Source organism: Alterotamlana spongicola, assembly GCF_035818475.1.
Classification (GTDB): Bacteria; Bacteroidota; Bacteroidia; order Flavobacteriales; family Flavobacteriaceae; genus Cognatitamlana.
The window spans coordinates 68,873-92,719 of sequence record NZ_JAYMGV010000004.1 but is presented as its reverse complement, the minus strand read 5'-3'; the positions used below and the strand labels follow the sequence as shown (position 1 = coordinate 92,719).

Genomic DNA, 23,847 nt, shown 5'->3' with positions numbered 1-23,847 from the left:
CTTCTGTACCTTTATCCTTTCGAAGAGTCGAAAATTCAGCGTGGGAGAGAAATCATCCCTAGGGCTTGCAAATTACTAATTAAAAATTAGTTCAAAAAATCTTATTCAGACATTCTACCGGATAAGGAAGACACCAAGAGTTCCAAACGTTTTACCTCTCTAATAATAGCATTTTTATCCATTTGTAACCAGGCAAATATTTTTAACATACTTACTGCTAAAAGAAACACCACACTCCCTAAGCCCCATTTAATCAATTCACTTACAGTATCTGTGTTAAAAAATTGAACTATACAGTATACAAAAAGCGAAAAGAATATCAGGGTCATCACATTCATTAAATACATAATCCACTTGTTTTTTCCCCGGAACAACCCTCCTACCATTTGGAGTACGTTTTGTTCCTCTAACTTGTCATAAAATTTAGCTTCTTCTTGGGTCAATGCTTCCTTTATTAACTTGTCAATATCTTCCATTTTAGTTTTCATAATTTCTAATTTTTAAAATTTGTTTTAATTTTTCCCTCGCATGAAATAGTCTTGATTTTGCAGTTCCAACTGAAATATTTAAAATTTCGCCAATTTCTTTTAAGGAGTAATCTTCAACATAAAATAGTTTAATGACCACTTGTTGAGCATCTGGTAATGTCTTAATAGCTTCCAAAAGCTTTATCTTAATATTATCTTCATCATCACCTTCATTCTCGATATTTACTTGCTCTTGCTTATAAGTTTCAAGACTCTTTTGTAACCTTTTATTGGTATTGATCCAGTCTAATGATTTGGTATATACAATACGGGAAGCCCAACTCCCAAAACACTCTGGCTTTTTTAAATTTTCAATTTTATTTATAATAACCGTCCAGCTTTCCTGAGCAATATCTTTAGCAACATCCGGATCTTTAACTATCCAAAATGCTTTTTCGCAAAAGTACTTATGCCAGCGTTTAACTAATAGAGGAAGTGCCTCAAGCTTCCCTGACTGATAGTCAATAACCAAATGTTTATTAATTAATTGCTGTTTTTTACGCATTGAAAACTCAAACTTCTATTATAAAGACTTGCAATATCAAAAAAGGTTCATTTTATTTTGAATAAAATTAAAATCTCTTAAAGTTAATGGAATTTAAGGCATATTTATTTATTGCTATTGTTATTTTTGCAGCATGTCAAGAAGAAAATCAAGAAAACAAATTTTTGAGAACGTAGCTGTTATTGATGCCGGAGCAAAAGGAAAAACTATTGCTAAGGCACCAGATGGAAAAGTCATTTTTTTGCCCAATGCTGTACCTGGAGATATTGTTGATGTACAGACTTTTAAAAAACGTAAAGCCTATTATGAAGGCAAAGCAACAGTATTTCATAAGCTTTCGGATAAACGTACAGAACCTGTTTGTGAGCATTTTGGAACTTGTGGTGGTTGCAAATGGCAAAATATGGCTTATGAACATCAATTATTTTATAAACAAAAAGAAGTCACTAATAACTTAACCCGTATTGGGCATGTTGAGCTTCCTGAGGTTACACCAATTTTAGGATCTGAAAAACACTATTTTTATAGAAATAAAATGGAGTTTTCTTTTAGTGACAGCCGTTGGCTAACACTGGAGGAAATCCAATCTGATGTAGACTTAGGAGATAAAAATGCTTTAGGTTTTCATATTCCCGGAATGTGGGATAAAATTCTAGACTTAAACAAATGTCATTTGCAAGCCGAACCTTCTAATACTATTAGAAATGCTGTAAAGCAGTTTGCCATTGATCATAACTTAGAATTTTTTAACACCAGAAATCAAACCGGACTACTACGTACCATGATGATTCGTACATCAACCACCGGAAATATCATGGTTTTAATTCAGTTTTTTAAAGATGATAAAATCAAACGTGAGTTGTTATTAGATTTCATTGCAGAATCCTTTCCACAGATCACATCTTTGCAATATGTGATTAACGGTAAAGCTAATGATACTATCTATGATCAGGAAGTTATTTGCTATAAAGGGAATGACCACATTTTTGAAAACATGGAGGGCTTAAAGTTTAAGATAAATGCAAAGTCTTTTTATCAAACCAATTCAGAACAGGCCTTTGAATTGTATAAAATCACCAGAGATTTTGCAGGCTTAACGGGTAATGAATTAGTTTATGATTTATATACCGGTACCGGAACTATTGCTCAATTTGTATCAAAACAAGCCAGTAAAGTTATTGGGGTTGAATCTGTACCCGATGCTATTATAGCAGCAAAAGAAAATGCACAATTAAATAACATTAATAACGTTGAATTCTTTGTTGGCGATATGAAAAATGTATTTAATACTGAATTTATCCAAACTCACGGAGAACCGGATGTTATTATTACGGATCCTCCCAGAGACGGTATGCATAAAGATGTTGTTCAGCAAATTTTAAACATTGCCCCAAAAAAGGTAGTTTATGTAAGTTGTAATAGCGCCACCCAAGCCAGAGATTTGGCCTTAATGGATGCGCAATACAAAGTAATTAAAACTCAGGCGGTTGACATGTTTCCTCAAACTTTTCATGTGGAAAATGTTGTACTTTTGGAACGCCGGTAAATAGTACTTAACAATATGAAGTATTTAAAAATTCTTATAATTCCTGCTCTTCTTATCGCCATAATATCATTAGCATGTGAACCTGATGATATTTGCGCTTCTGCCACTTCTACAACCCCCAGGCTTATCATTGACTTTTATGATGCCGACAACCCCGATAGCAGGAAGAATGTTTTTGATTTAGTAGTTTTTGGTGTAGGCAATGATGACCCCCTAGAAGATTATATTTTTCAGGATACTGATGATGTTTTTTTGCCATTAAAAACGGATGTAAATACGACACAGTTTATACTAATAAAAGATGCTGAAATTAATGATAATGGAACGCCTGATGATCCGTCTGATGATTTTATAGACGGCAATGCAGATACTATAACCATAAATTATAGTCGTGAGGAGGTATATGTATCACGTGCTTGTGGATACAAAACCATTTACAAAAACGTGACGCTTACTCCAGAACCGGATGATGATAACTGGATAAAATCAAGAGAACCTATAAACGATAACCAATCTGTAGAAAATGAATTGGAAACACACTTCAATATTACACACTAGTAGTTTAATTTTAATGTTTGCTTTTTGTGTAACTTTAAGTGCACAAAATGACAGTATAGTAAACCCTGTTAAAAAAGACTCCACGGCAACTAAATTAAAATACGGATTACGTATTGGTGCTGATATTGGAAAAATACTCAGGTCTTCTTTTGATGACGATTATACAGGATTTGAAATTATTGGAGATTTCCGCTTGAAAGAGCGTTTATATATTGCCGGTGAGATTGGTGTGGAAGAAAAAAATACGGTTACCGACTATTTAAATATAACAAGTAAAGGCAGTTATTTAAAAGCTGGAATAGACTATAATATGTATGATAACTGGTTAGACATGGATAACATGGTTTTTGCCGGTTTTAGAATTGGAGCCAGTACATTTAGTCATGATTTAAATAATTTTACTGTTTATACTACCAATCAATATTGGGCTCCACAGTTTACGTCTGATGTAAAACAGGAATTTAGTGGTTTAACAGCCTTTTGGGCTGAAATTATATTGGGTATAAAAGCTGAGCTACTCACTAACCTTTACATGGGCTTGAATGTACAGCTTAAATTTCTGGCTTCTGAAACGGTTCCTGAAAATTTTGAAAATGTTTATATTCCAGGCTTTAATAAAACCTATGACAGCAGCTCTATTGGTGTTGGATATAGTTATACCTTATCATACAGAATTCCGCTCTACAAAAAGGATAAGTAATTTGCCTAACCAATAGCTAATCAACTATAATGAGTAAAACTGCCTTTGAAGATTTTGATAAAGATTACCAAAAAATAAATCAAAAAGAATTGATTTACTCAATTTGGAACAAACCAAAATTAACTTTACAATATATTTTGGAAAGATGTCCCGAAAAGCATGTTTATGTTTTACTTGTTCTAGGAGGTATTGTTCGTGCAGTTTCCAGAGCATCTGACAAAGGCATGGGAGATAACATGTCTACTCCTTATGTTTTATTATTAACATTTTTCTTAGGCGGCTTGCTTGGTTGGGTATCTTATTACATCTATGCATGGGCTCTAAGCTTTACAGGTGGTTGGCTAGATGGCAAAGCAGAATCTGATAAATTTAGAACGATAATAGCATGGGCTCTTGTACCATCCATAGCATCTCTTATATTGCTAATTCCGGAGGTTATCATCTTAGGCGATGATTTATTTAGGTCAGTTCCTTTAGATAATTCTACTTTTAATAGTATAAGTTGGGGGGGTATTTGGAGTTATTGAATTAAGTTTAAGCCTTTGGTCTTTGGTAATTCTTGTAATTGGAATTAAGTTAATTCAAGGTTTCGGTACAGGAAAAGCTATATTAAATATGATACTTCCAGGTTTGATAGTTATTATACCCATAATCTTTATTATTTTTTTATTAACTTAAGATTAAAGAATAAAACCCAAATATCTGTTTGGAATAAGATTAACATTTTATAAAACCTAAAAAAGAATATTATTAAGGTTATAATAATTGACTATCCACACCCCTAACTTGAAACTATTACTTCATATACTTTCCTTTTTTACTCCCTTCATACATCACATATTTAACTAAACGTGATTCCAGTTTAGCGTTATAAAGCTGTATTTTTCTTGATGGGCGCAACCCTACATATTTAAGCGCATCAAGGTTTGAAGTAATAAACCAGGCATCAGTACCTGGATAGCTCCGTTTTAAAGTATCGCCCATGTTAGCATAAAATGTCTCCAAATCAATATTTAAACGTTCTCCATAAGGTGGGTTAAATACCATATGTAATTTTGCATCTCCTCCTTTTTGAGTTTTAAAGAAGTCTTCATGTTTTACCTCTATAAAATCCTCCAGTTGGGCATTCCTTACATTATCTTTGGCTTTATACACAGCGCTTGGGGCTTTATCATAACCTAAAATTTTATAATGAAAGTCGCGTGTTTTTTTGAGCAGAGACTCTTCTATTTTTTCAAACAGATCTACTTCCCAATCTTGCCAGCGCTCAAAAGCGAATTCTTTTCGCATCAGGTTTGGAGGTATATTACAGGCTATCATAGCTGCCTCAATTAACATAGTACCTGAACCACACATAGGATCCATAAAATCACATTGACCGTCCCAACCGGATAGCATGATAAGGCCTGCTGCTAAAACTTCGTTTATAGGTGCTATATTAGTTGCCGTTTTATAGCCTCTTTTATGTAGGGAATCTCCTGATGAATCTAAAGAGACAGTGCATTTTCTTCTATCAATATGTACATTTATTTTTAGATCCGGGAACTTTAAATCTACATTTGGGCGTTGCCCATCTGTATCTCTGAACTTATCTACTATGGCATCTTTTGTTTTTTGAGCGATAAATAAAGAATGTGAAAATAAATCTGAATGAATAGTAGCATCAATAGCCAATGAACCTGTAGTTTTCAAATACTTAGCCCAATCCATGGCATAGATTTTATTGTATAGATCTTTTTCGTTTTTAACATTGAACGAATGAATAGGTTTCAAAATCTTGATCGCCGTACGCAAGCCTAAATTAGCTTTATACATAAACCCCTTGTCTCCGACAAAGGACACGTTACGCACCCCTTTTTTTACATGTTGCGCCCCAAGTTGTACTAATTCTTTTTCTAATAAATCTTCAAAGCCAAATAATGTTTTGGCTACCATGTTGAAATTTTCTCCCATTTTTTGCGTCTGATAGACTTTTACATCTAATAGGTTGCAAAAATAGTGTAATTTTGCGGTTAATTACTAGCAAATGCAGATAATGGGTTAAGGATTGCAGCGGCATCTTTTTGTCTTTATTAATAAATTGTCATTACGAGGAGTTACGACAAAGTAATCTCCTTTCAATTAAGAAATTGTTACAGGTAATTAGAAATCACCTTCGCAATGACAAACAAAAAAGATATAGTGAAAAGCCTGACTACGCTAAAAGCGTGATAACCCCTAAAAAATAATTAAAAGAGAGATTCTTGCCGGTGCAAGATATGTTTATGACTGATAACACTAAAACTTGGTTTACATCTTGGTTTGACACACCGTTTTACTACATTCTATACAAAGACAGGGACGATACGGAAGCTCATATATTCATGGACACGCTTACCAGTTATTTAAATATTCCGGAGCATGGATCTATATTGGATTTAGCCTGTGGAAAAGGACGTCATGCCAGATACCTTAATAAAATAGGATATGATGTAACAGGTGTGGATTTGAGCGAAAACAGTATTGCTTTTGCAAAACAGTTTGAAAATCATCGGTTACGTTTTGATGTGCATAATATGTGTAAACCGTATCATAAACAGTTTGATGCCGTATTTAACTTGTTTACCAGTTTTGGATATTTTGAAGATGATGCTGATAACCTAAAAACTATTAAATCCATTAAGGCTAATCTAAACGACTTTGGCTTTGGTGTTATTGATTTTATGAACAGTGAATTTGTAATTGATAACCTGATCCCTGAAGAGGTTAAAACCATTGATGATATTACTTTTAATTTAAAACGCTTTGTGGAAGGTGAATATATTATAAAAGATATTACTTTTACAGCCAATGGCAAATTGTACAACTTTCAGGAACGTGTTAAAGCATTTACATTAGCTGATTTTGAAACACTTTTTGAAGCTGCTGGTGTACATTTATTGGATGTTTTTGGTAATTATAAACTACATAAGTTTAATGCAAAGACTTCTGAACGTTTAGTTATGATTTTTAAATAAGTGGATGATCCACATTAATTTTTATACTCACTTTTGTGAATTGATTTTTAAATGAATAAATATCTTTTTCCTATATATGCTGTTATTTTAGGAGTTGTCATCGCAAAGCTCTCTAAAAATAAAAAAAACTGGAACACTAAGCTTCTTCTCTCTTTTAGCGGGGCCTTTTTATTGGCTTTAACACTTTTTGAACTATTACCGGAAGTATATAATCATCTTGATACCAAGATGACAGGTCTTTTTATTATGTGTGGTATTATGCTGCAAATTGTTTTGGAGTTATTTTCAAAAGGAGCTGAGCATGGGCATGTGCATATCAATAAAGATAAAACGGCTTTCCCGTGGATGTTATTTATTAGTTTGTGTATTCACAGTTTTTTAGAAGGTTTTCCAATACATCAACACAATGACATGGTTTATGGTGTTTTAGTGCATAAAATACCCATTGCCACCCTGATAACCATGTTCTTATTTCAATCAAATTTTAATAAAACACAGATAATAGCTTTTTTAGTGGTTTTTACAGCTATGACACCACTAGGAACTTATATTTCAAATACCTCTGATATTAGTATTCATTTAGCCCATAGTATTAATGCTATTGTAATAGGTATCTTTTTCCATATTTCTACTACCATTTTGTTTGAAAGCGGTGAAGGCCATAAGTTCAATCTTTCAAAATTTATTGCTATTATTTTAGGTGTTGGAATTGCGTATTTGATTTAGTTTTAACTGCCGGAGTGAATATTAACTTGAAATTAAAAAACAGTGTTTTCTAAAGAAGAATCAAAACGATTAAGACAAGAATTTTGGATCTGTTTTGGAAAATCTTTTCCAAGAAAATGGCTCTTATACAATACTAAATTAAAAGGCTTAAGCTTTAAGTTTTATTTTGATAACAAAAAGGCTTTAGTGGCATTAGATTTGGAAGATGATCTTGAAAACCGTATTAAATACTGGGAGAAATTATTAGCATTAAAATCTATTCTTTTAGAGGAATATCTCCCTGAAGCTATTTTTGAAGAAGAATACTTTTTAGAAAATCACAAAGAAATTTCCAGAGTTTATGTGCCTTTGGAACAGAAAGTTTCTATTCATAATAAAAACTCATGGCGTAATGTTATGGAATTCTTTAATGAGAAAATGGCTTTATTTGAAGCCTTTTTTGAAGAATACAAAGATATTATTGAGGGATAATGAATAGTAAAAACTAGGGTTTTAACTTTTAACAAGCTTAACCATCTCGTAATCATCCATAACAAAACCATTACCTATCTCTGTTACCAACGGGCCAATATTTTTAAAACCCAATTTTTCATAAGCTTTAATTGAATTGGTATTATTTATATTAACCGTTAATCTAATTTTATCTAAATCATAAGTTTTTGCTTTCTGTTTCACAAAATCCATAGCCAATTTCCCGATTCCTTGCCCTCTATAATGACTTAAAACATATATTTTACTTAAAAATAAGGTTTCTACCTCTGGCCTGATGGCAATATAACCAACCGGGATATTACTATGATTTAAAATAAAATATTCAAAGCCATCTATAACCTGTTTTTCTATGGCATTAACGGATTGAAATTTATCAAGCATATAATCTATTTGGGGCTTACCAACAATAGGGATGTAATGTGCCCTCCAAATAGTATCTGCCAGAGATTCTATTTTAATAAAATCAGATTTTGTTTTTGCTTTAAGTACTTCAACCATATTTAAATAACATAAATATAAATCATAAAAAAATGAAAAATTGCTCCTGCTAAAACAAAAAAATGCCAAATCACATGATTGTATGGTATGCTTTGAATAGCATAAAAAATAATGCCTACCGTATAAGCCACTCCACCGGCAAACAATAATAAAATGCCGTTGCTTCCAATGGCTTCAGACAAATTAGAAAAATCAAATACAATAAGCCACCCCATAATTAAATACAGTAAAGTGGAAAAAAATTCAAATTTCCCTGTAAAAAACAGCTTTAGTATCACCCCAAAAGCCGCAATTCCCCATACTATATAAAATAATGTCCAGCCTAAGCTCTGCTCTAAAGCAATTAAAGCTACCGGAGTATAGGTGCCGGCTATCAAAAAATAAATACTGATATGATCTACAATTCTAAAATAATGCTTCAGGTTTCTTTTGCTGATTGCATGATAACAAGTTGAAGCAGTAAACAAAAGAATAATGGAAATACCATACATGATCACGCTAAATAAACTGAAACTTGTTTTATCAGAATTATGAGTTATCAATAGAACCAACCCAATAATACCAAATAAAACTCCAAGAGCATGTGAAACAGCGTTAAGCCTTTCTTCAATTGGTGTTTGCAAGCGCATGTATTATGATTTTTTTTGATGAATCCACTTATCTGTTAAATCGTAAAAGTCAAACTCGACGGCCGATTTTTGATGTTCTAAACGCCCACTCTGAAAATTCCGTTGCAAAATATCTTCAATGAAGTAATCTTCTTTTTCATTATTGGGATCAAATTCTCGTTTCAACGAAATATCAAACATGCTTGCTGTTGTATTATACCAAAACGCACGCCAGCCACTACGCAACTCTTTTACCAGGCTAAATGCGGTTTTACCCGTTTGCCTGTGGATAAGCTTTACCAAAATTTGCCCCTCAGTCCGGGTTAGTTTCTTCAATTCAGCTGAAAACTCACCTTCAATGTATTTTTGAATCTTTTTAGTATAACGTTTTTTATGACGTTTTTTAGTAAGTGTTTCTAAATGTATATTCATAGAATCCAGTCGCTCTACTGCCATTTTAGCATAAGGATAAACCTTTAATGTCTTTCTTCTTAAGATTAAATAACGGATGCGCTCTTCCCTATTACCAAATTCTAATTTATGCAACAGCATGACTTCATCTAAATCAATAGCCCTACGCGGAATAGAATCACCTTCTATAATAAGGTATTCAATAGACGTTGTATCCTGTTCTTTTTCATGTACTTGAGCAAAAAGAAAAACAGGAAATAATAACGCTATAAATTTTAAATAGTTCATAAACAAAATGCTAGGGCATTTAACGTGCCAAAATTAAGAATTTACAATATTTAAAACATTCTTTTTGTATTTATATTATTATTTTAGTGCAAAACTTTTATACATGGCAAACAAAAGCATTCTTAACAAAAAGTCATTAGATTTTTTAAAGAACTATTTAAATAATGCAGCTCCTACCGGATATGAATGGACTGGGCAAAAACTGTGGATGGATTACTTGAAACCTTATGTTGATGAGTTCATTACTGATACTTATGGAACTGCTGTTGGTGTAATTAACCCCAAAGCAAAATACAAAGTTGTTATTGAAGGTCATGCTGATGAAATTTCATGGTACGTTAATTATATCTCTGATAATGGTCTTATTTATGTTATTAGAAACGGAGGGAGTGATCATCAAATAGCCCCCAGTAAAATTGTAAACATTCATACTAAAAATGGTATTGTAAAAGGTGTTTTTGGATGGCCTGCAATACACACCAGAAACAGAGCTAAAGAAGAGGCTCCAAAACCTGATAATATATTTATTGATTGCGGTTGTACCACTAAAGAAGAGGTTGAAAAACTGGGTGTACATGTAGGATGTGTAATCACCTACCCTGATGAATTTCATATACTTAATAATGACAAATTTGTATGTCGTGCTTTAGACAACAGAATGGGGGGCTTTATGATTGCTGAAGTTGCTAGGTTACTTAAGGAAAATAAAAAAGAACTGCCTTTTGGACTCTATATAACTAATGCGGTACAAGAAGAAATTGGATTACGCGGTGCTGAAATGATTGCGCATACTATAAAACCAAATGCCGCAATTATTACCGATGTAACTCATGATACCACTACCCCGATGATTGAGAAGAAAAAAGAAGGGCATTTAGAAATTGGTAAAGGGCCTGTAGTAGCTTACGCTCCTGCTGTTCAGCAAAAATTTCGAGACCTAATTACCGAAACAGCTGAAGCCAAAAACATACCTTTCCAGCGTTCTGCCTTATCAAGAGCCACAGGAACAGATACTGATGCCTTTGCCTATAGCAATGGCGGAGTAGCTTCTGCATTAATTTCTCTGCCATTGAGATACATGCATACCACAGTAGAAATGGTACATAAAGAAGATGTTGAAAATGTCATTAAGTTGATTTATGAAACATTACTTAATATTAAGGGCGGTGAAACTTTTAGTTATTTTGAATAAACTTATAATTCCCGCATAAAGCGGGAATTTTTTTAGATATCCATGAAAAATCAAAAACACTTATTTGATATTCCGGAAAACGTAGTGTATCTAAATGCTGCTAATATGTCCCCTTTGCTAAAAACAACCAACACAGTAGGTAAAGCAGGAATTGATCAAAAAAGTAAACCGTTTACAATTAGAAGTACAGATTTTTTTGAACCATTGGCTGAACTAAAAACATTGTATGCCCAATTAATTGATACGGATGAGCCACAACGTATAGTAGGAATTCCATCAGTATCTTATGGCATAGCAACCGTTACTAACAACATAACACTACAAGCCGGAGATGAAATATTAGTTATTGAAGACCAGTTTCCAAGTAATATATACTCCTGGAAACGTCTTGCCGCTAAATACAATGCCTCTATCAAAATTATACAAAAACCTAAAGAAGACATGAACTGTGGGAAAGCTTGGAATAATCATATTTTAGATAGTATATCTGAAAAAACTGCAGTCATTACCATGGGGAATATACACTGGGCAGAAGGCACCGTGTTTAATTTAAAAGCAATCAGCACAAAAGCAAAAAAACACAGCGCATTACTAATAATTGACGGTTCACAATCTATAGGGGCTCTCCCCTTTTCTATAAAGGAGATAGAACCAGATGCTCTTATATGCGCAGGGTACAAGTGGTTATTAGGAGCCTATTCATTTGGATTGGCTTATTACAGCCCTTACTTTGATAACGGTCAACCTATAGAAGAAAATTGGTCAAACAGGTTAAATAGTGAAAACTTTGCAGGTTTAACCGATTATGAGGATAACTACAAATCTTTTTCCAATAGGTTTAATATGGGAGAAAGCGCCAATTTTATAGCAATTCCCATGTTAAAAGATTCTATTACCCATATTTTGGATTGGTCACCTAACAACATCCAGGACTATTGCCATTCTATTTCAAAACATATAATAGAACCTTTAAGAAAGTTAGGTTGTATAATAGAAGAAGATAGTTACCGTGCTAAACATTTATTTGGCATAAAATTACCGGACAGCATAGACTTGGACAAACTAAAAACAGAATTTGATAAAAACAAAGTCTATATTGCTAATAGAGGAAATTATATCAGGGTCTCTAGTCATTTGTTTAACACTTCAAAAGATTTTGATATACTTTTAAGATCAGTTGCAGCAGCTTTAAATTGAAAAGTATTATGGATGAGCTTATAGATATTACAGATAAACACGGTAATCTTCTGGGAAAATCAGAATTAAAATCTGTAGTACACCTAAAGGGATACTATCATCACACATCTCATGTTTGGTTTTATACCAAAAACGGTGAGGTTTTATTATCTCAACGTTCAGCTAAAAAATCCATTTGCCCATTATTATGGGACGTTTCTGTTGCCGGCCATATAGATTCAGGAGAAACAGCAAAACAAGCTGCTATTAGAGAAACCAAAGAGGAGATAGACTTGAATATTCAAGAAAATGACTTGTATAAAATAGGTGTTTTTGAATGTTTTCAGTCCTACAACAATGGTATTATTGACAACGAATTTCATAACACATTCATCTCAGAACTTAAAATTCCGCTTTCTCAATTAACTCCCCAGCATGAAGAAGTTGAGGCTTTAAAGCTAATAACCCTTGATGAATTTGCCTCATTAATTCTAAACATAGCAGCTAACAACAATCACCTTGTGTCTTCAAACAAATCATATTATGAGTTTGTTTTACAGGAACTAAAAAAGCTCTAATACAATGGATTTAATACTTATAGCCCTTGCTCCAATATGTGTTGTTATTATCTATATATATTTTAAAGATAAATACGAAAAAGAGCCCAAACGTTTATTGGTTTTAAACTTTTTATTAGGTGCAATTGTTAGCATTATAATTACAACCATTATCTACTATGTCTTTGATTTTATACTCCCACTGCCTAACCATACAAGTATCCTGCAACAATTCATCAAAGCTTTTTTAGTTGTAGGCTTTACTGAAGAGTTCAGCAAATATATTATTGTACGCTATGTCGCACAAAACTATAAAGCGTTCAACGAACCTCTTGATGGTATTGTTTACGCTGTAATGGTTTCCATGGGTTTTGCTGCTACCGAAAACATATTTTATGTTTTAGAAGGGGGCTATGCAACAGCCCTGGCTAGGGCATTTACAGCTATTCCGGCACATGCCACTTTTGGTATTTTAATGGGGTATTTTATGGGAAAGGCAAAATTTTCAAACAACAGAATATCATTAAACCTAACCGGACTATTTTTAGCCATACTATTTCATGGTTCGTATGATTTCTTCTTATTCATTGACTTTGTTCCAGGGATTTGGATTGGCGCTATAGTTTCGCTAATTGTTGGCATCATCTTATCTTTAAAAGCTATAAAAAGGCATCAAAAAAACTCACAGTTTAAGCAATAAATACAAATTTTGAGTTGCTTTTCTTTTCGAAAATAGTAGCCACCAAATCTGTTTTAAGTATTGTGATTCCGCTTTAGAAAATTCTTATATTTACTAATACCAATTTTTCAATTATGAGCAAAGATTTTAAGGTAAAAGTAAACGACACTTTTAATTTTGAAATAACCAACCATGAGCTAAAAAAGCTTGACATACTCCGGGTTTCTGACAGCTCGTATCACATTCTTCAAGACAATAAATCCTTTAATGTTGAAATAGAAGACTCTAACTTCAACAACAAATCATACCAGATTAAGGTTAACGGTAATGTGTTTCAGGTATCTATCTTTAATGAGCTAGACACACTAATTAATACTATGGGGTTTACCGTTGGAACTACAAAGCAAATTGATTTTATAAAAGCACCAATGCCAGGTCTCATCCTTGAAATTAATGTACAGGCCAAACAAGTAGTAATGGAAAATGAGCCTTTATTAATATTAGAAGCTATGAAAATGGAAAATGTTATTACCTCACCTAGAGAAGGGGTAGTAAAATCTATAACTGTCAATAAGGGAGATGCTGTAGAAAAAAATCAATTGTTAATAGAGTTTGAATAAAGCATGAAAAAAATACTAGTTGCAAATCGTGGAGAAATAGCCCTAAGAGTTATGAAAACAGCTCAAAAAATGGGTATAAAGACTGTTGCCGTTTTTTCTGAAGCAGACAGAAACTCCCCCCATGTTAAATTTGCCGATGAAGCTGTGTGCATAGGTCCGGCTCCTTCAAATGAATCTTATCTTAAAGGTGATAAAATTATTGAGGTAGCTAAACAGCTTAACGCCGATGCCATTCATCCGGGATATGGGTTTTTAAGTGAAAATGCATCGTTTGCCGAATTGTGTGAAGAGCATCATATTATTTTTATAGGGCCACATTCAAAAACCATTAAAATTATGGGGAGTAAGCTGGCTGCCAAAGAAGCTGTAAAAGCTTATGATATTCCTATGGTACCCGGTATTGATGAAGCCATAACCAATATTGATAAAGCAAAATCTATTGCTCATGATATTGGGTTCCCTGTTCTTATAAAGGCATCTGCCGGTGGTGGCGGAAAAGGAATGCGTGTGGTAGAACAAGCAGCCGATCTAGAATCTCAAATGAACCGTGCTATTAGTGAAGCTACTTCGGCTTTTGGAGATGGATCAGTTTTTATTGAAAAATATGTGACCTCACCAAGGCATATTGAAATACAGATAATGGCAGATAATCATGGAAATATTCTGCATTTTTTTGAACGTGAATGTAGTATTCAAAGACGTCACCAAAAGGTAGTTGAGGAGGCTCCTTCTTGTATTTTATCACCAGAATTAAGAACAAAAATGGGGGAAGCTGCTATAAAAGTAGCTAAATCATGTGATTACCTTGGAGCCGGTACCGTTGAATTTTTGTTAGATGCTGATCATAATTTCTATTTCTTAGAAATGAATACCCGGCTACAAGTAGAACATCCGGTTACTGAACTCATCTCTGACGTTGATTTGGTTGCATTACAAATTAAGGTCGCTCGCGGTGAAGCCCTACAGTTAAAGCAGGAAGACTTAAAAATAACAGGACACGCTTTAGAACTACGGGTTTATGCCGAAGATCCCTTAAATAATTTTCTTCCCAGCGTAGGACATTTAAATACTTATAAAATCCCAAAAGGTCATGGTATACGTGTTGATAATGGTTTTAAAGTAGGTATGGATATCCCTATTTACTACGATCCTATGCTTGCTAAACTAATTACCTATGGAAAAACCAGATCGGAAGCTATTCAACTTATGATAAAGGCTATAGATTCGTATCATATTGAAGGGGTTCAAACTACGCTTCCATTTGGTAAATATGTATGTGAGCATGAGGTTTTTCGTTCTGGAAATTTTGACACACATTTTGTGAAAAATTATTATGCTCCAGAAATCTTAAAGGAACAGGCCAGTGAAGAAGCAAAAATAGCTGCTTTAGTGGCGGTAAAACAATATTTAGAAGATCAAAAATTATTAAGACTTCCTTCCTAATCAGACACTATGGAATCAAAACTAAATACATTAAAAGATAAACTGGCTCAGGCACACCTGGGCGGTGGACAACAACGCATTGATAAGCAACATGAAAAGAAAAAACTAACCGCAAGAGAACGTATAAGTTACTTATTGGATGAAGGGTCTTTTGAAGAAATTGGTGTCTTGGTAACCCATAGAACTACAGATTTTGGCATGCAGGACCAAATCTATTATGGTGATGGTGTAGTTACCGGTTATGGTACAATACATGACCGACTAGTATATGTTTATGCTCAGGATTTTACTGTTTTTGGAGGGGCTTTATCAGAAACTCATGCCGAAAAAATATGTAAAATCATGGATATGGCAGTAAAAGTTGGAGCACCAATTATTGGATTAAATGATTCTGGTGGTGCCCGTATTCAAGAAGGCGTGCGTTCATTGGGCGGTTATGCCGATATATTTTACAGAAATGTTCAGGCATCTGGAGTTATTCCTCAAATTTCAGCGATAATGGGGCCATGCGCCGGTGGTGCTGTTTACTCGCCAGCTATGACCGATTTCACTATTATGGTAGAACACACCAGCTATATGTTTGTTACTGGCCCTAATGTAGTTAAAACAGTAACCAATGAAGAGGTTACCAGTGAAGAACTGGGAGGTGCAAATACACATGCTTCTAAATCCGGTGTTGCCCATAAAACCTCTGCCAATGATGTACAGTGTTTGGAAGATATAAAATTGCTTTTAAGCTATCTACCTCAAAATAATACTGAAAAAACAAAAAAAATTGAGGTTAACTTAAACGATGAAGTACGAGATGTTTTATCAAATATAGTCCCAGAAAACCCCAATAAACCTTATGACATGCATCAGGTTATTTCCGGAATCATTGATACGGATTCTTTTTATGAGATTCATAAAGATTATGCGGAAAGTATTATAGTAGGTTTTGCAAGATTAGGAGGCCGGAGTATAGGTATCATAGCTAATCAACCCATGTCATTTGCTGGTGTATTGGGAGTTAAGAGTTCTAGAAAGGCAGCACGTTTTACACGTTTTTGCGATTGTTTTAATATTCCGCTTTTGGTTTTAGTTGATGTTCCGGGGTTCTTACCTGGCACAGACCAAGAATGGAATGGTATTATTGTACATGGGGCTAAATTATTATATGCGCTGAGTGAAGCCACAGTTCCCAGAGTTACTGTTATTACGAGAAAAGCTTATGGTGGCGCCTATGATGTTATGAATTCTAAGCATATAGGAGCTGACATGAATTTTGCATGGCCAGGGGCAGAAATTGCTGTTATGGGCGCAAAAGGTGCCAGTGAAATTATCTTTAAAAGAGAAATTGCTAATGCTGAAGACCCGGTAAAAAAGCTTTCTGAAAAAGAGAAAGAATACGCTGATAAATTTGCCAATCCTTACGAAGCAGCAAAGCGTGGATTTATTGACGAAGTTATTCTACCTAAAGATACCAGACGCAAACTAATAAAAGCTTTTGCTATGTTAGAGAATAAAGAAGTAGACAGACCAAAACGCAAGCATGGCAACATCCCGTTATAAAAAAAGGAAGCTCTAATAGAACTTCCTTTATACCCTCAATTAATTCTTTGATAATACAACTTCTCAAATAACATATTATAACCAACCAATTATGTTATTAAGATAATATGCAATCAAATTAACCTTTAATCATAAATTAACCTTAAAATAATATGAAATCAGGTTTTGAATTAATAACTGTCGCAAATATGCATAATATTTAATTTAAGGACTACAAAAACAACTACTCATTAACTACTCAAATCCCTAAAAAATAGTATTTAAAAGTTATTTACCATTTTTTATTGAACTCTCAATAAATTTACTGAAACTCCTTATTAAAAAATTCGAACATGGTCATATTGCGTTCCCTTATATTCAATTTCTTTCTGATTCTATAGCGCTTACTTTCAATAGCCCTGGTTGTAGTCCCTAAAAAAAGAGCAATTTCTTTACTTTTAAACTTAGTAAACAAATAATAGCAAATGATGATCTCAGATTCATTCAGCTGAGGATATTTTTCAGAAATTTGCGTAAAGAAATCTATATTTAAATCATTTATTAGCTCTAGTTGGCTTTCATTTTTAGATAATACCGTAGAAGAATTAAGGCGTACGTTTTTATAAAGTTCTTTAATTTTATCACGTTGCTCATCAACGGCATCTATAGTAGATATGGTCTTTACTTCTTTCTTTACTTCATCAATATACCCTTCTAAACCCCTCACTTTAACCTTCAGCTTTTCATGGTTGGTTTTTAAATATGAAAAGCTACTTTCCCGACTACTTAAATTTGAGATTTTAACTTTTTGCTTTCTGTAAAAAATCAGATATAAAACAGATATAACCAATAAACAAAATAATAGAACACCTACCAATATCCCATTTAAATATTTCTTATCACTTTCTTCCTCCAATTCAGATTCAGTCTGTAGAAGTATATCATTAATTTCTATACTGGAATCAATAACATTTCTGAACATTTTATCCTTATAAATTTTTAAGGAATCCAAATAGGCCTTTGAAGTGTTTAAATCTCCTGAGTAGGAATAAAAATCAGCATAAAGCTTATAATAATTACTTCTTGCTTTTTCCCCCATGTACTTTTGTAACTTAGATGATTTAGCCAAATAATGGCCTAACGAGTCTAATTGTTTTCTTTGAAAAAACACCTCTGCAAAATTGACATCAATAGAAGCCTGAAAAGAGTTATAGTTATAAAAAACTGTTGTTGGATTGTTAAGTGTGGTTTTAAACGCTTTGTGATAGTAATGAGCTTTATCAAAATCCTCCAGATAAATGTAGTTAGAAACTAACATATAAGTAGCAAATAAATAATAATAAGCATCGTCTTCTATTTGTTTGTAAGAATCCAGTTTTTGCAGTATCAAATCATTACATTTCTCATACTCATCGTCAAGAAATTTAATATAAGCTGTCATCTGGTCTATCTCAACAAGGCCATGTTTATAATCACCTAACTCATAATATTTTTTTGCCTCTTCTAAATATTTGAATGCTGTTGTATCCTTTTTAGTAAAATAAATACGTGAAAATAGCTCTAAGCTGGACGCTCCTGCCACTTTGTAATTTTTTTCTTTTTTAGCATACTTGAGAGCCAAGACATAACTTTGAAATAGCTTAGGGTAATCTTGAGAATCATCATGAATTAATGCCTTTATGGCATAATAATCAGCAATACGGCCTTTAATTGAAGATTCAAGAGGTAATGGAATAGAATCTAAAAAACGTATGGCCTTTTTAGTGTTAACGTCTATACTAATATCGGCAGAATCAATATAACGTGTATAATCCTGACTATGGCATGTGATGCAATAGATAGTAACTAAAAAGAATATTATTTTTTGAGAGCGACAGATTTTGTTTCAGTTAAAAATTATTGGGGTAAAAAATAATGGTGCTAATGTAATAATAATCCTATATTAATAAAAACATGTAAAATACATTTCTTACACATATTTTATTTTGAAAAAATTATCACACTTTTAGTCTTTTATTTTAATTATAAAACAAAAAGACACTCTATTTTGAGTGTCTTTTACCTTTTTTATGAATGCATCTTAATTAAAACTCTAAATCTGCAACCAAGTCAAATTCATCATATATGGCTTTATCTTTTAAATTATCAAAGAAACTGGTAGAACCATAACGCACATCAAACTTACTTCTGTCAATTTTTAAATTGGCAGTTGCTTTATTTCCATACACAGAAATCACAAAAGTAATAGGGTTTGTTTTATTTTTGATGGTTAAATCACCGGTTACTTCATAAGCATTCTTGCCGGTAGCTTTCACTTCTGTAAATTTTAATTTTGAAATCGGGTGTTTTTCAACTCCAAAGAAATCATCAGACTTCAAATGTCCTTCCAATTTACCTTGGTATTCTCCTTGTAAATCAGTAACTGCAATAGATGCCATATCTATAGTAATCTCCCCTCCGATCAACTTGTCATTGTTAAATACTAATGAACCTGCCTTGATATTAATAAGTCCTTCATGAGATCCTGTTACTTTGTATCCTTTCCAAACTACTTTACTTTTCTCAGTTTTAATCTCCTTCTTATCCCCATCAACTACTGTAAAAGATGAAGCAAAAAATGTAACTAATACTACTATTGCTAAATTTTTAATTGTTTTTTTCATTTTAAAAAATTTTGTTCTTTATTAAATATTATAATGCAAATATCAGAAACAATTTATATTAAGAAAACAATATAGTTTATAAAATAATGTTAAACTAGTTTAATATTTTACTCTTCTAAAAGTAATTGCTTTTTTATTTTACTTAAAAACTCTTTGGTTATGCCAAGGTAAGAAGCAATCATATACTGTGGTACACGTTTTTCAATTGTTGGATATTGTTGCTTAAAAAACAAATATTGTTCTTTGGCGTTAAGGCTAAGTCCTCTTACAATACGTTTTTGAGAAGACACTAAATGCTTTTCCAGCATTTTCCTAAACAAACGTTCCAGTTTTGGAACAGCCTGAAACAGTTCTTCTTGTGTTTCATATGAAAATTGAAACACCTCAGTGCTTTCTAAACACTGAACATTATAATCTGCAGGTGTTTGAGTAATAAAGCTCCCTATATCTGTAACCCACCAATCTTCTACGGCAAACATCACTATATGCTCTTGTCCCTTATCATCAACATAGAATGTCTTGGTACACCCTGAGACTAAAAAGCTACTATTTTTACAAATATCTCCCTGCTGAACAATAAACTGGCCTTTTAAATATTTTCTATAACCTACCTTAGATATTAAATATGTCTCCTCTTCTTCTGTTAAAAGAACATATTTCTTTATATAATCTAAAAGGGGTTGTATTTGCATTTGAATACTTTATATATAAAGTATCAAATTTAACAATAATAATATTGTGTTAATTAATGACTAACTGATTTCTACGGGAAATAATTCAACTATTTTTGCGCTATGAAATCACCCCAAAATTTTAAGTTAGAATTTGTGGCATTAATGGCTTCTTTAATGTCTATTGTGGCATTATCCATTGATGCTTTATTACCTGCTTTACCTCAAATTGGTTTGCACTTAAGTGTCACCAATACTACCAGTAATCAGTTATTAATTACCATGATTTTTTTGGGGTTGGGTTTTGGGCAACTTATTTTTGGACCACTTTCAGATAGTTTTGGAAGAAAACCTATTGTATACTTTGGATTTATAGTTTTTATTATAGCAAGCATCATTTGTGTTACAACTAAAGATTTTGAAATGATGATTATAGGTCGTATTCTTCAAGGGGTTGGACTATCCTCTCCCCGAAGCCTGGCACTCTCCATGATACGGGACTCTTATAGTGGTGATTATATGGCTAAAATAGTATCAATAGTAGTCATGTTCTTTATTTTAGTTCCTGTTATTGCTCCTACTCTGGGACAGGTATTAATGACTTTTTTTAATTGGGAATCTATCTTTTATTTCAACCTGCTGTTTGGTATAATAATTATGATTTGGTTTTGGCAACGGCAGTCTGAAACCCTACCAAAAGAAAAGCGTATAAAATTCACATGGCATCTTTTTATTGATGGCACCAGAGAATTTTTTAAATATAAAGATGCCGTAGCTTTCACTTTAGTATCCGGCTTTATTACAGGATCATTCATGGTCTATTTGAGTACAGCTCAACAAATTTTTCAAGAGCAGTATAATTTGGCTGATATGTTTCCTTATATATTTGCCAGTTTAGCTATTTCTGTTGGTTTAGCTACCTTTTTAAATAGCAGATTGGTTGTAAAATACGGGATGTGGCGTATTGCCTATATAGCAACTATAGCATATGCTGCCGTATCTATTTTATACCTTTTATTATACTGGTCCGGAAATAACCCCAGTATTTATATTTTATTAAGCTTTTTTGCTTTACAATTCTTTGCTGTAGGTTTTCTATTTGGAAACTTAAGAGCTATTGCCATGCAGCCATTAGGACATATTGCCGGTATTGGAGCTGCCATAAATGGTTTTATATCTACCGTAATGGCTGTTCCTATTGCCAATTATATAGGTGGCTTTGTTGTAGACTCCGTTTTACCTTTGTTTATTGGGTTTTCTATTTTTGGTGTTTTATCTTTTTTAGTTTTTATTTTAAATAAACAAAAACCAAAACTTGTTCATACTTGATTTTATTAGGAAAATTATTGTAATTTGCTTAATAATTAGTTGTAATAAATTATAACTAATTTATTTTTATTTTTTACATAAATTCTTCTAATCAAAAAATCAACTCATTATGAAAAAAACCCTATTATTTATTGTGCTTGTAATATGTTTTGCTTGTCAGGATAAAAAAGAGACCTCCTATGACTTAGTCATATTAAATGGGCACATTGTAGATCCTGCCTCAGGTATGGACAAAGTTATGAACATTGGTATCAATGCAGATACTATTAGTGAAATTTCTGAAGCCGCTTTAAAAGGCATTAAAGTCATTGATGCTAACGGAAAAACAGTTATCCCTGGCTTTATTGACCTACATACACATACGCCTTTTCCCTTTGGTGAATCTTTACAGGTAAAGGATGGTGTAACTACATCTTTAGACCTGGAAGCAGGAGCACACCCACAAACCGCTTATGGAAAATTTTTAAAAGGAAAGGCCAAAGCTAATTATGGAGCTTCAGTAGCACACTATGCGGCACGTATCAAGGTCATTGAAGGAAAAGACCAGGGTTATGCCATTACAGAAAACGGTGCAATGCTTCCCGGAGCTGCATTTGTGCAAATTGCTACTCCTGAACAAATAGAAGAAATGAGAAAAATACTTGATGAGGGTATTAGTGAAGGAGGTTTAGGAATAGGCTTACTACTTGATTATATGAGTCCGGCAATTAGTGATGATGAATTAAGAATGGTCTTTGAAGTTGCCAAAAAAAGAAATGTGGTTGTGTGGGCACATATTCGCAGAGGTATAAATGGAGATATTCAAGGCTTGAATGATGTTTTAGATTTATCCTTAGAATTAGGTACGCCATTACATATCTGCCATATTAATGCAAACGCTATGGGGGAAGTTGGTAATTGGCTGAAGGCCATTGATAAAGCTAATGCCAACGGTGCAGATATCAGTACAGAAATATTTCCATATACTGCTGGATCAACAAGTATTTCGGCCGATGTGTTTGACAGAGATTGGCAAACCATTTTTAATATAAGTTATGAAGATGTACAATGGTCAAATACCGGAGAATGGTTCACCAAAGAAACCTGGGAAGAAAAGCGTAAAACACACCCTGAAAGCTTCATCATACATCACTATATGAAAGAAGAGTGGATACAAGAAGCACTAAAATACCCACAAATGATGATTGCATCAGACGCCACGCCTGCCGTAGATCCGGAAGTAAAAGCTAATCCCAATGTATCTGGAAGTTTTACCAGGGTTTTTGAAAAATATGTAAAAGAAGATCGTTTATTAACACTTTCTGATGCTGTAGCCAGATGTAGTTATTATCCAGCAAAAAGATTAGAACCCTTTGCGCCTATTTTTAAGAAAAAAGGTAGAATTGCAATCGGTGCTTATGCAGACTTATTACTATTTGAATTGGATAATTTAAAAGTTGAAGCCACTTATACAGAGCCTAATCACCCTTCTGTAGGCTGGGACTATGTTATAGTAAACGGTAAAGCAGTTGTTGAAAATGGTGAATTCACTGGAGAAACACCTGGCAGACAAATGTTAGCTAAATAAAATACAACTCGTAAGTTATAAACAAGATCGTTATTTGCTAAGTCAAATAACGATCTTTTAATATATCTATATGATGAATTTCATGACCTATAACCGAAAATGCGGCTGCTCTTGCTGATATAGGGCTCCCGTTAGCATTACCTATAAATTTTAAATCGTCATCGCTTAAACTCTTAAGGAATGTAATGGAATGATTTCTAACAGATTGGTATTCCTCAATTAAGAGTTCTAATGTTTTCTTATGGCTCCGGGAAGGTTTTATATAATCATTTTGATCAAAGCCTGCTAAAGGCGTAGTATCATGCCTGGAAATTCTAAAACATCTATATATAAATACACGCTCCGTATCTATAATGTGTTGAAAAACCTCTTTAATACTCCACTTATCTTCCGCATAACAATATCTTAATTTGTCTTCCGGAATACCCCGGAAAAAGGCAACAACATGTGTTAGTCCTAATTCATAAGCTTCAATAAGCTTATAATCTTTAGGAACTTTATTCATATAAGTACTATAGTACGGATTGTACTCTTCTTGCTTTACTTCTTTTATTGTCATATTAAA

General features: G+C 33.2%; 26 protein-coding genes. 16 read left to right on the top strand and 10 right to left on the bottom strand.

Translation table 11 applies throughout. From position 1 onward, the window contains the following. Positions 1-101 precede the first annotated feature (101 nt). Entirely contained in the window at positions 102-488 is a 387-nt protein-coding gene (locus VOI54_RS16250) for a DUF6768 family protein (RefSeq protein WP_326284174.1), read from the bottom strand. Further along, positions 478-1,032, bottom strand: a complete 555-nt coding sequence (locus VOI54_RS16245) for an RNA polymerase sigma factor (protein ID WP_326284172.1) — start codon at positions 1,030-1,032, stop codon at positions 478-480. The genes VOI54_RS16250 and VOI54_RS16245 overlap by 11 nt, the downstream gene beginning before the upstream one ends. A gap of 133 nt (positions 1,033-1,165) precedes the next feature. Between VOI54_RS16245 and rlmD the strand changes: the two genes are divergently transcribed. The 4 genes from rlmD to VOI54_RS16225 are packed head-to-tail and all read left to right on the top strand — an operon-like array spanning position 1,166 to position 4,363. Beyond that, positions 1,166-2,578 (top strand): 23S rRNA (uracil(1939)-C(5))-methyltransferase RlmD, encoded by a 1,413-nt coding sequence (rlmD, locus tag VOI54_RS16240; protein ID WP_326284171.1) that lies wholly within the window; start codon positions 1,166-1,168, stop codon positions 2,576-2,578. Positions 2,579-2,593: 15 nt separating this feature from the next. Continuing rightward, a complete protein-coding gene (locus VOI54_RS16235; RefSeq protein ID WP_326284170.1) occupies positions 2,594-3,136 on the top strand; it encodes a DUF6452 family protein in 543 nt (180 codons plus the stop codon). Further along, positions 3,102-3,836: a DUF6048 family protein gene (locus tag VOI54_RS16230; RefSeq protein ID WP_326284169.1), complete on the top strand. Its 735-nt coding sequence runs from the start codon at positions 3,102-3,104 to the stop codon at positions 3,834-3,836. Before VOI54_RS16235 ends, VOI54_RS16230 begins: the two co-directional genes overlap by 35 nt. A gap of 29 nt (positions 3,837-3,865) precedes the next feature. Further along, complete coding sequence (locus VOI54_RS16225) at positions 3,866-4,363, top strand: YIP1 family protein (protein WP_326284168.1); 498 nt, start codon at positions 3,866-3,868, stop codon at positions 4,361-4,363. Between the two features lie 268 nt (positions 4,364-4,631). Here the strand turns inward: VOI54_RS16225 and VOI54_RS16220 are convergent, their stop codons facing one another. After that, entirely contained in the window at positions 4,632-5,789 is a 1,158-nt protein-coding gene (locus VOI54_RS16220) for a THUMP domain-containing class I SAM-dependent RNA methyltransferase (protein ID WP_326284166.1), read from the bottom strand. Between the two features lie 311 nt (positions 5,790-6,100). Here VOI54_RS16220 and VOI54_RS16215 point away from each other — a divergent pair, with 311 nt between their 5' ends. The 3 genes from VOI54_RS16215 to VOI54_RS16205 are packed head-to-tail and all read left to right on the top strand — an operon-like array spanning position 6,101 to position 8,029. Next, positions 6,101-6,832: a class I SAM-dependent methyltransferase gene (locus VOI54_RS16215; protein WP_326284301.1), complete on the top strand. Its 732-nt coding sequence runs from the start codon at positions 6,101-6,103 to the stop codon at positions 6,830-6,832. A gap of 51 nt (positions 6,833-6,883) precedes the next feature. Then, positions 6,884-7,558, top strand: a complete 675-nt coding sequence (locus VOI54_RS16210; protein ID WP_326284165.1) for a ZIP family metal transporter — start codon at positions 6,884-6,886, stop codon at positions 7,556-7,558. 42 nt (positions 7,559-7,600) lie between these two features. Beyond that, positions 7,601-8,029, top strand: coding sequence for a DUF4268 domain-containing protein (locus VOI54_RS16205; RefSeq protein WP_326284163.1), 429 nt, complete (start codon positions 7,601-7,603; stop codon positions 8,027-8,029). 21 nt (positions 8,030-8,050) lie between these two features. On the opposite strand, the gene VOI54_RS16200 is transcribed toward VOI54_RS16205, so the two are convergent. The 3 genes from VOI54_RS16200 to VOI54_RS16190 are packed head-to-tail and all read right to left on the bottom strand — an operon-like array spanning position 8,051 to position 9,855. Beyond that, positions 8,051-8,548, bottom strand: a complete 498-nt coding sequence (locus VOI54_RS16200) for a GNAT family N-acetyltransferase (RefSeq protein ID WP_326284162.1) — start codon at positions 8,546-8,548, stop codon at positions 8,051-8,053. A 2-nt stretch (positions 8,549-8,550) separates the two neighbouring features. Further along, positions 8,551-9,177, bottom strand: coding sequence for a PAQR family membrane homeostasis protein TrhA (trhA, locus tag VOI54_RS16195; protein WP_326284161.1), 627 nt, complete (start codon positions 9,175-9,177; stop codon positions 8,551-8,553). A gap of 3 nt (positions 9,178-9,180) precedes the next feature. Next, the gene (locus VOI54_RS16190; protein ID WP_326284160.1) at positions 9,181-9,855 is read right to left on the bottom strand and encodes a DUF4294 domain-containing protein; all 675 of its coding nucleotides are present in this window, start codon (positions 9,853-9,855) and stop codon (positions 9,181-9,183) included. 103 nt (positions 9,856-9,958) lie between these two features. Between VOI54_RS16190 and VOI54_RS16185 the strand changes: the two genes are divergently transcribed. From VOI54_RS16185 to VOI54_RS16155, 7 genes are all read left to right on the top strand, one after another. Continuing rightward, positions 9,959-11,047: a M42 family metallopeptidase gene (locus tag VOI54_RS16185; RefSeq protein ID WP_326284159.1), complete on the top strand. Its 1,089-nt coding sequence runs from the start codon at positions 9,959-9,961 to the stop codon at positions 11,045-11,047. Between the two features lie 42 nt (positions 11,048-11,089). Beyond that, positions 11,090-12,244 (top strand): aminotransferase class V-fold PLP-dependent enzyme, encoded by a 1,155-nt coding sequence (locus VOI54_RS16180; RefSeq protein WP_326284157.1) that lies wholly within the window; start codon positions 11,090-11,092, stop codon positions 12,242-12,244. Between the two features lie 8 nt (positions 12,245-12,252). Then, on the top strand, positions 12,253-12,801 hold the full coding sequence (locus tag VOI54_RS16175) for an NUDIX hydrolase (protein ID WP_326284155.1): 549 nt from the start codon (positions 12,253-12,255) through the stop codon (positions 12,799-12,801). A gap of 4 nt (positions 12,802-12,805) precedes the next feature. Next, entirely contained in the window at positions 12,806-13,480 is a 675-nt protein-coding gene (locus VOI54_RS16170) for a PrsW family intramembrane metalloprotease (protein ID WP_326284154.1), read from the top strand. A 113-nt stretch (positions 13,481-13,593) separates the two neighbouring features. After that, positions 13,594-14,079, top strand: a complete 486-nt coding sequence (locus tag VOI54_RS16165; protein ID WP_326284153.1) for an acyl-CoA carboxylase biotin carboxyl carrier protein subunit — start codon at positions 13,594-13,596, stop codon at positions 14,077-14,079. A gap of 3 nt (positions 14,080-14,082) precedes the next feature. Further along, on the top strand, positions 14,083-15,522 hold the full coding sequence (gene accC, locus VOI54_RS16160; protein WP_326284152.1) for an acetyl-CoA carboxylase biotin carboxylase subunit: 1,440 nt from the start codon (positions 14,083-14,085) through the stop codon (positions 15,520-15,522). A gap of 9 nt (positions 15,523-15,531) precedes the next feature. Then, positions 15,532-17,073, top strand: coding sequence for an acyl-CoA carboxylase subunit beta (locus tag VOI54_RS16155; protein ID WP_326284151.1), 1,542 nt, complete (start codon positions 15,532-15,534; stop codon positions 17,071-17,073). A 301-nt stretch (positions 17,074-17,374) separates the two neighbouring features. Here the strand turns inward: VOI54_RS16155 and VOI54_RS16150 are convergent, their stop codons facing one another. The 3 genes from VOI54_RS16150 to VOI54_RS16140 all read right to left on the bottom strand — a co-directional run bounded on the left by VOI54_RS16150 (position 17,375) and on the right by VOI54_RS16140 (position 20,407). Next, positions 17,375-18,673 (bottom strand): hypothetical protein, encoded by a 1,299-nt coding sequence (locus tag VOI54_RS16150; RefSeq protein WP_326284150.1) that lies wholly within the window; start codon positions 18,671-18,673, stop codon positions 17,375-17,377. A gap of 463 nt (positions 18,674-19,136) precedes the next feature. Then, positions 19,137-19,715 carry a YceI family protein gene (locus tag VOI54_RS16145; RefSeq protein ID WP_326284148.1) on the bottom strand — a complete coding sequence of 193 codons (579 nt, stop codon included), beginning with the start codon at positions 19,713-19,715 and terminating at the stop codon, positions 19,137-19,139. Between the two features lie 107 nt (positions 19,716-19,822). Beyond that, positions 19,823-20,407, bottom strand: coding sequence for a Crp/Fnr family transcriptional regulator (locus tag VOI54_RS16140; protein ID WP_326284146.1), 585 nt, complete (start codon positions 20,405-20,407; stop codon positions 19,823-19,825). A gap of 102 nt (positions 20,408-20,509) precedes the next feature. Here VOI54_RS16140 and VOI54_RS16135 point away from each other — a divergent pair, with 102 nt between their 5' ends. Beyond that, entirely contained in the window at positions 20,510-21,715 is a 1,206-nt protein-coding gene (locus VOI54_RS16135) for a multidrug effflux MFS transporter (RefSeq protein ID WP_326284145.1), read from the top strand. Between the two features lie 109 nt (positions 21,716-21,824). Next, on the top strand, positions 21,825-23,282 hold the full coding sequence (locus VOI54_RS16130; protein WP_326284144.1) for an amidohydrolase family protein: 1,458 nt from the start codon (positions 21,825-21,827) through the stop codon (positions 23,280-23,282). 37 nt (positions 23,283-23,319) lie between these two features. Here VOI54_RS16130 and VOI54_RS16125 read toward each other — a convergent pair whose 3' ends face one another. Further along, the gene (locus tag VOI54_RS16125; RefSeq protein WP_326284142.1) at positions 23,320-23,841 is read right to left on the bottom strand and encodes a DinB family protein; all 522 of its coding nucleotides are present in this window, start codon (positions 23,839-23,841) and stop codon (positions 23,320-23,322) included. Between the last annotated feature and the right edge of the window lie 6 nt (positions 23,842-23,847).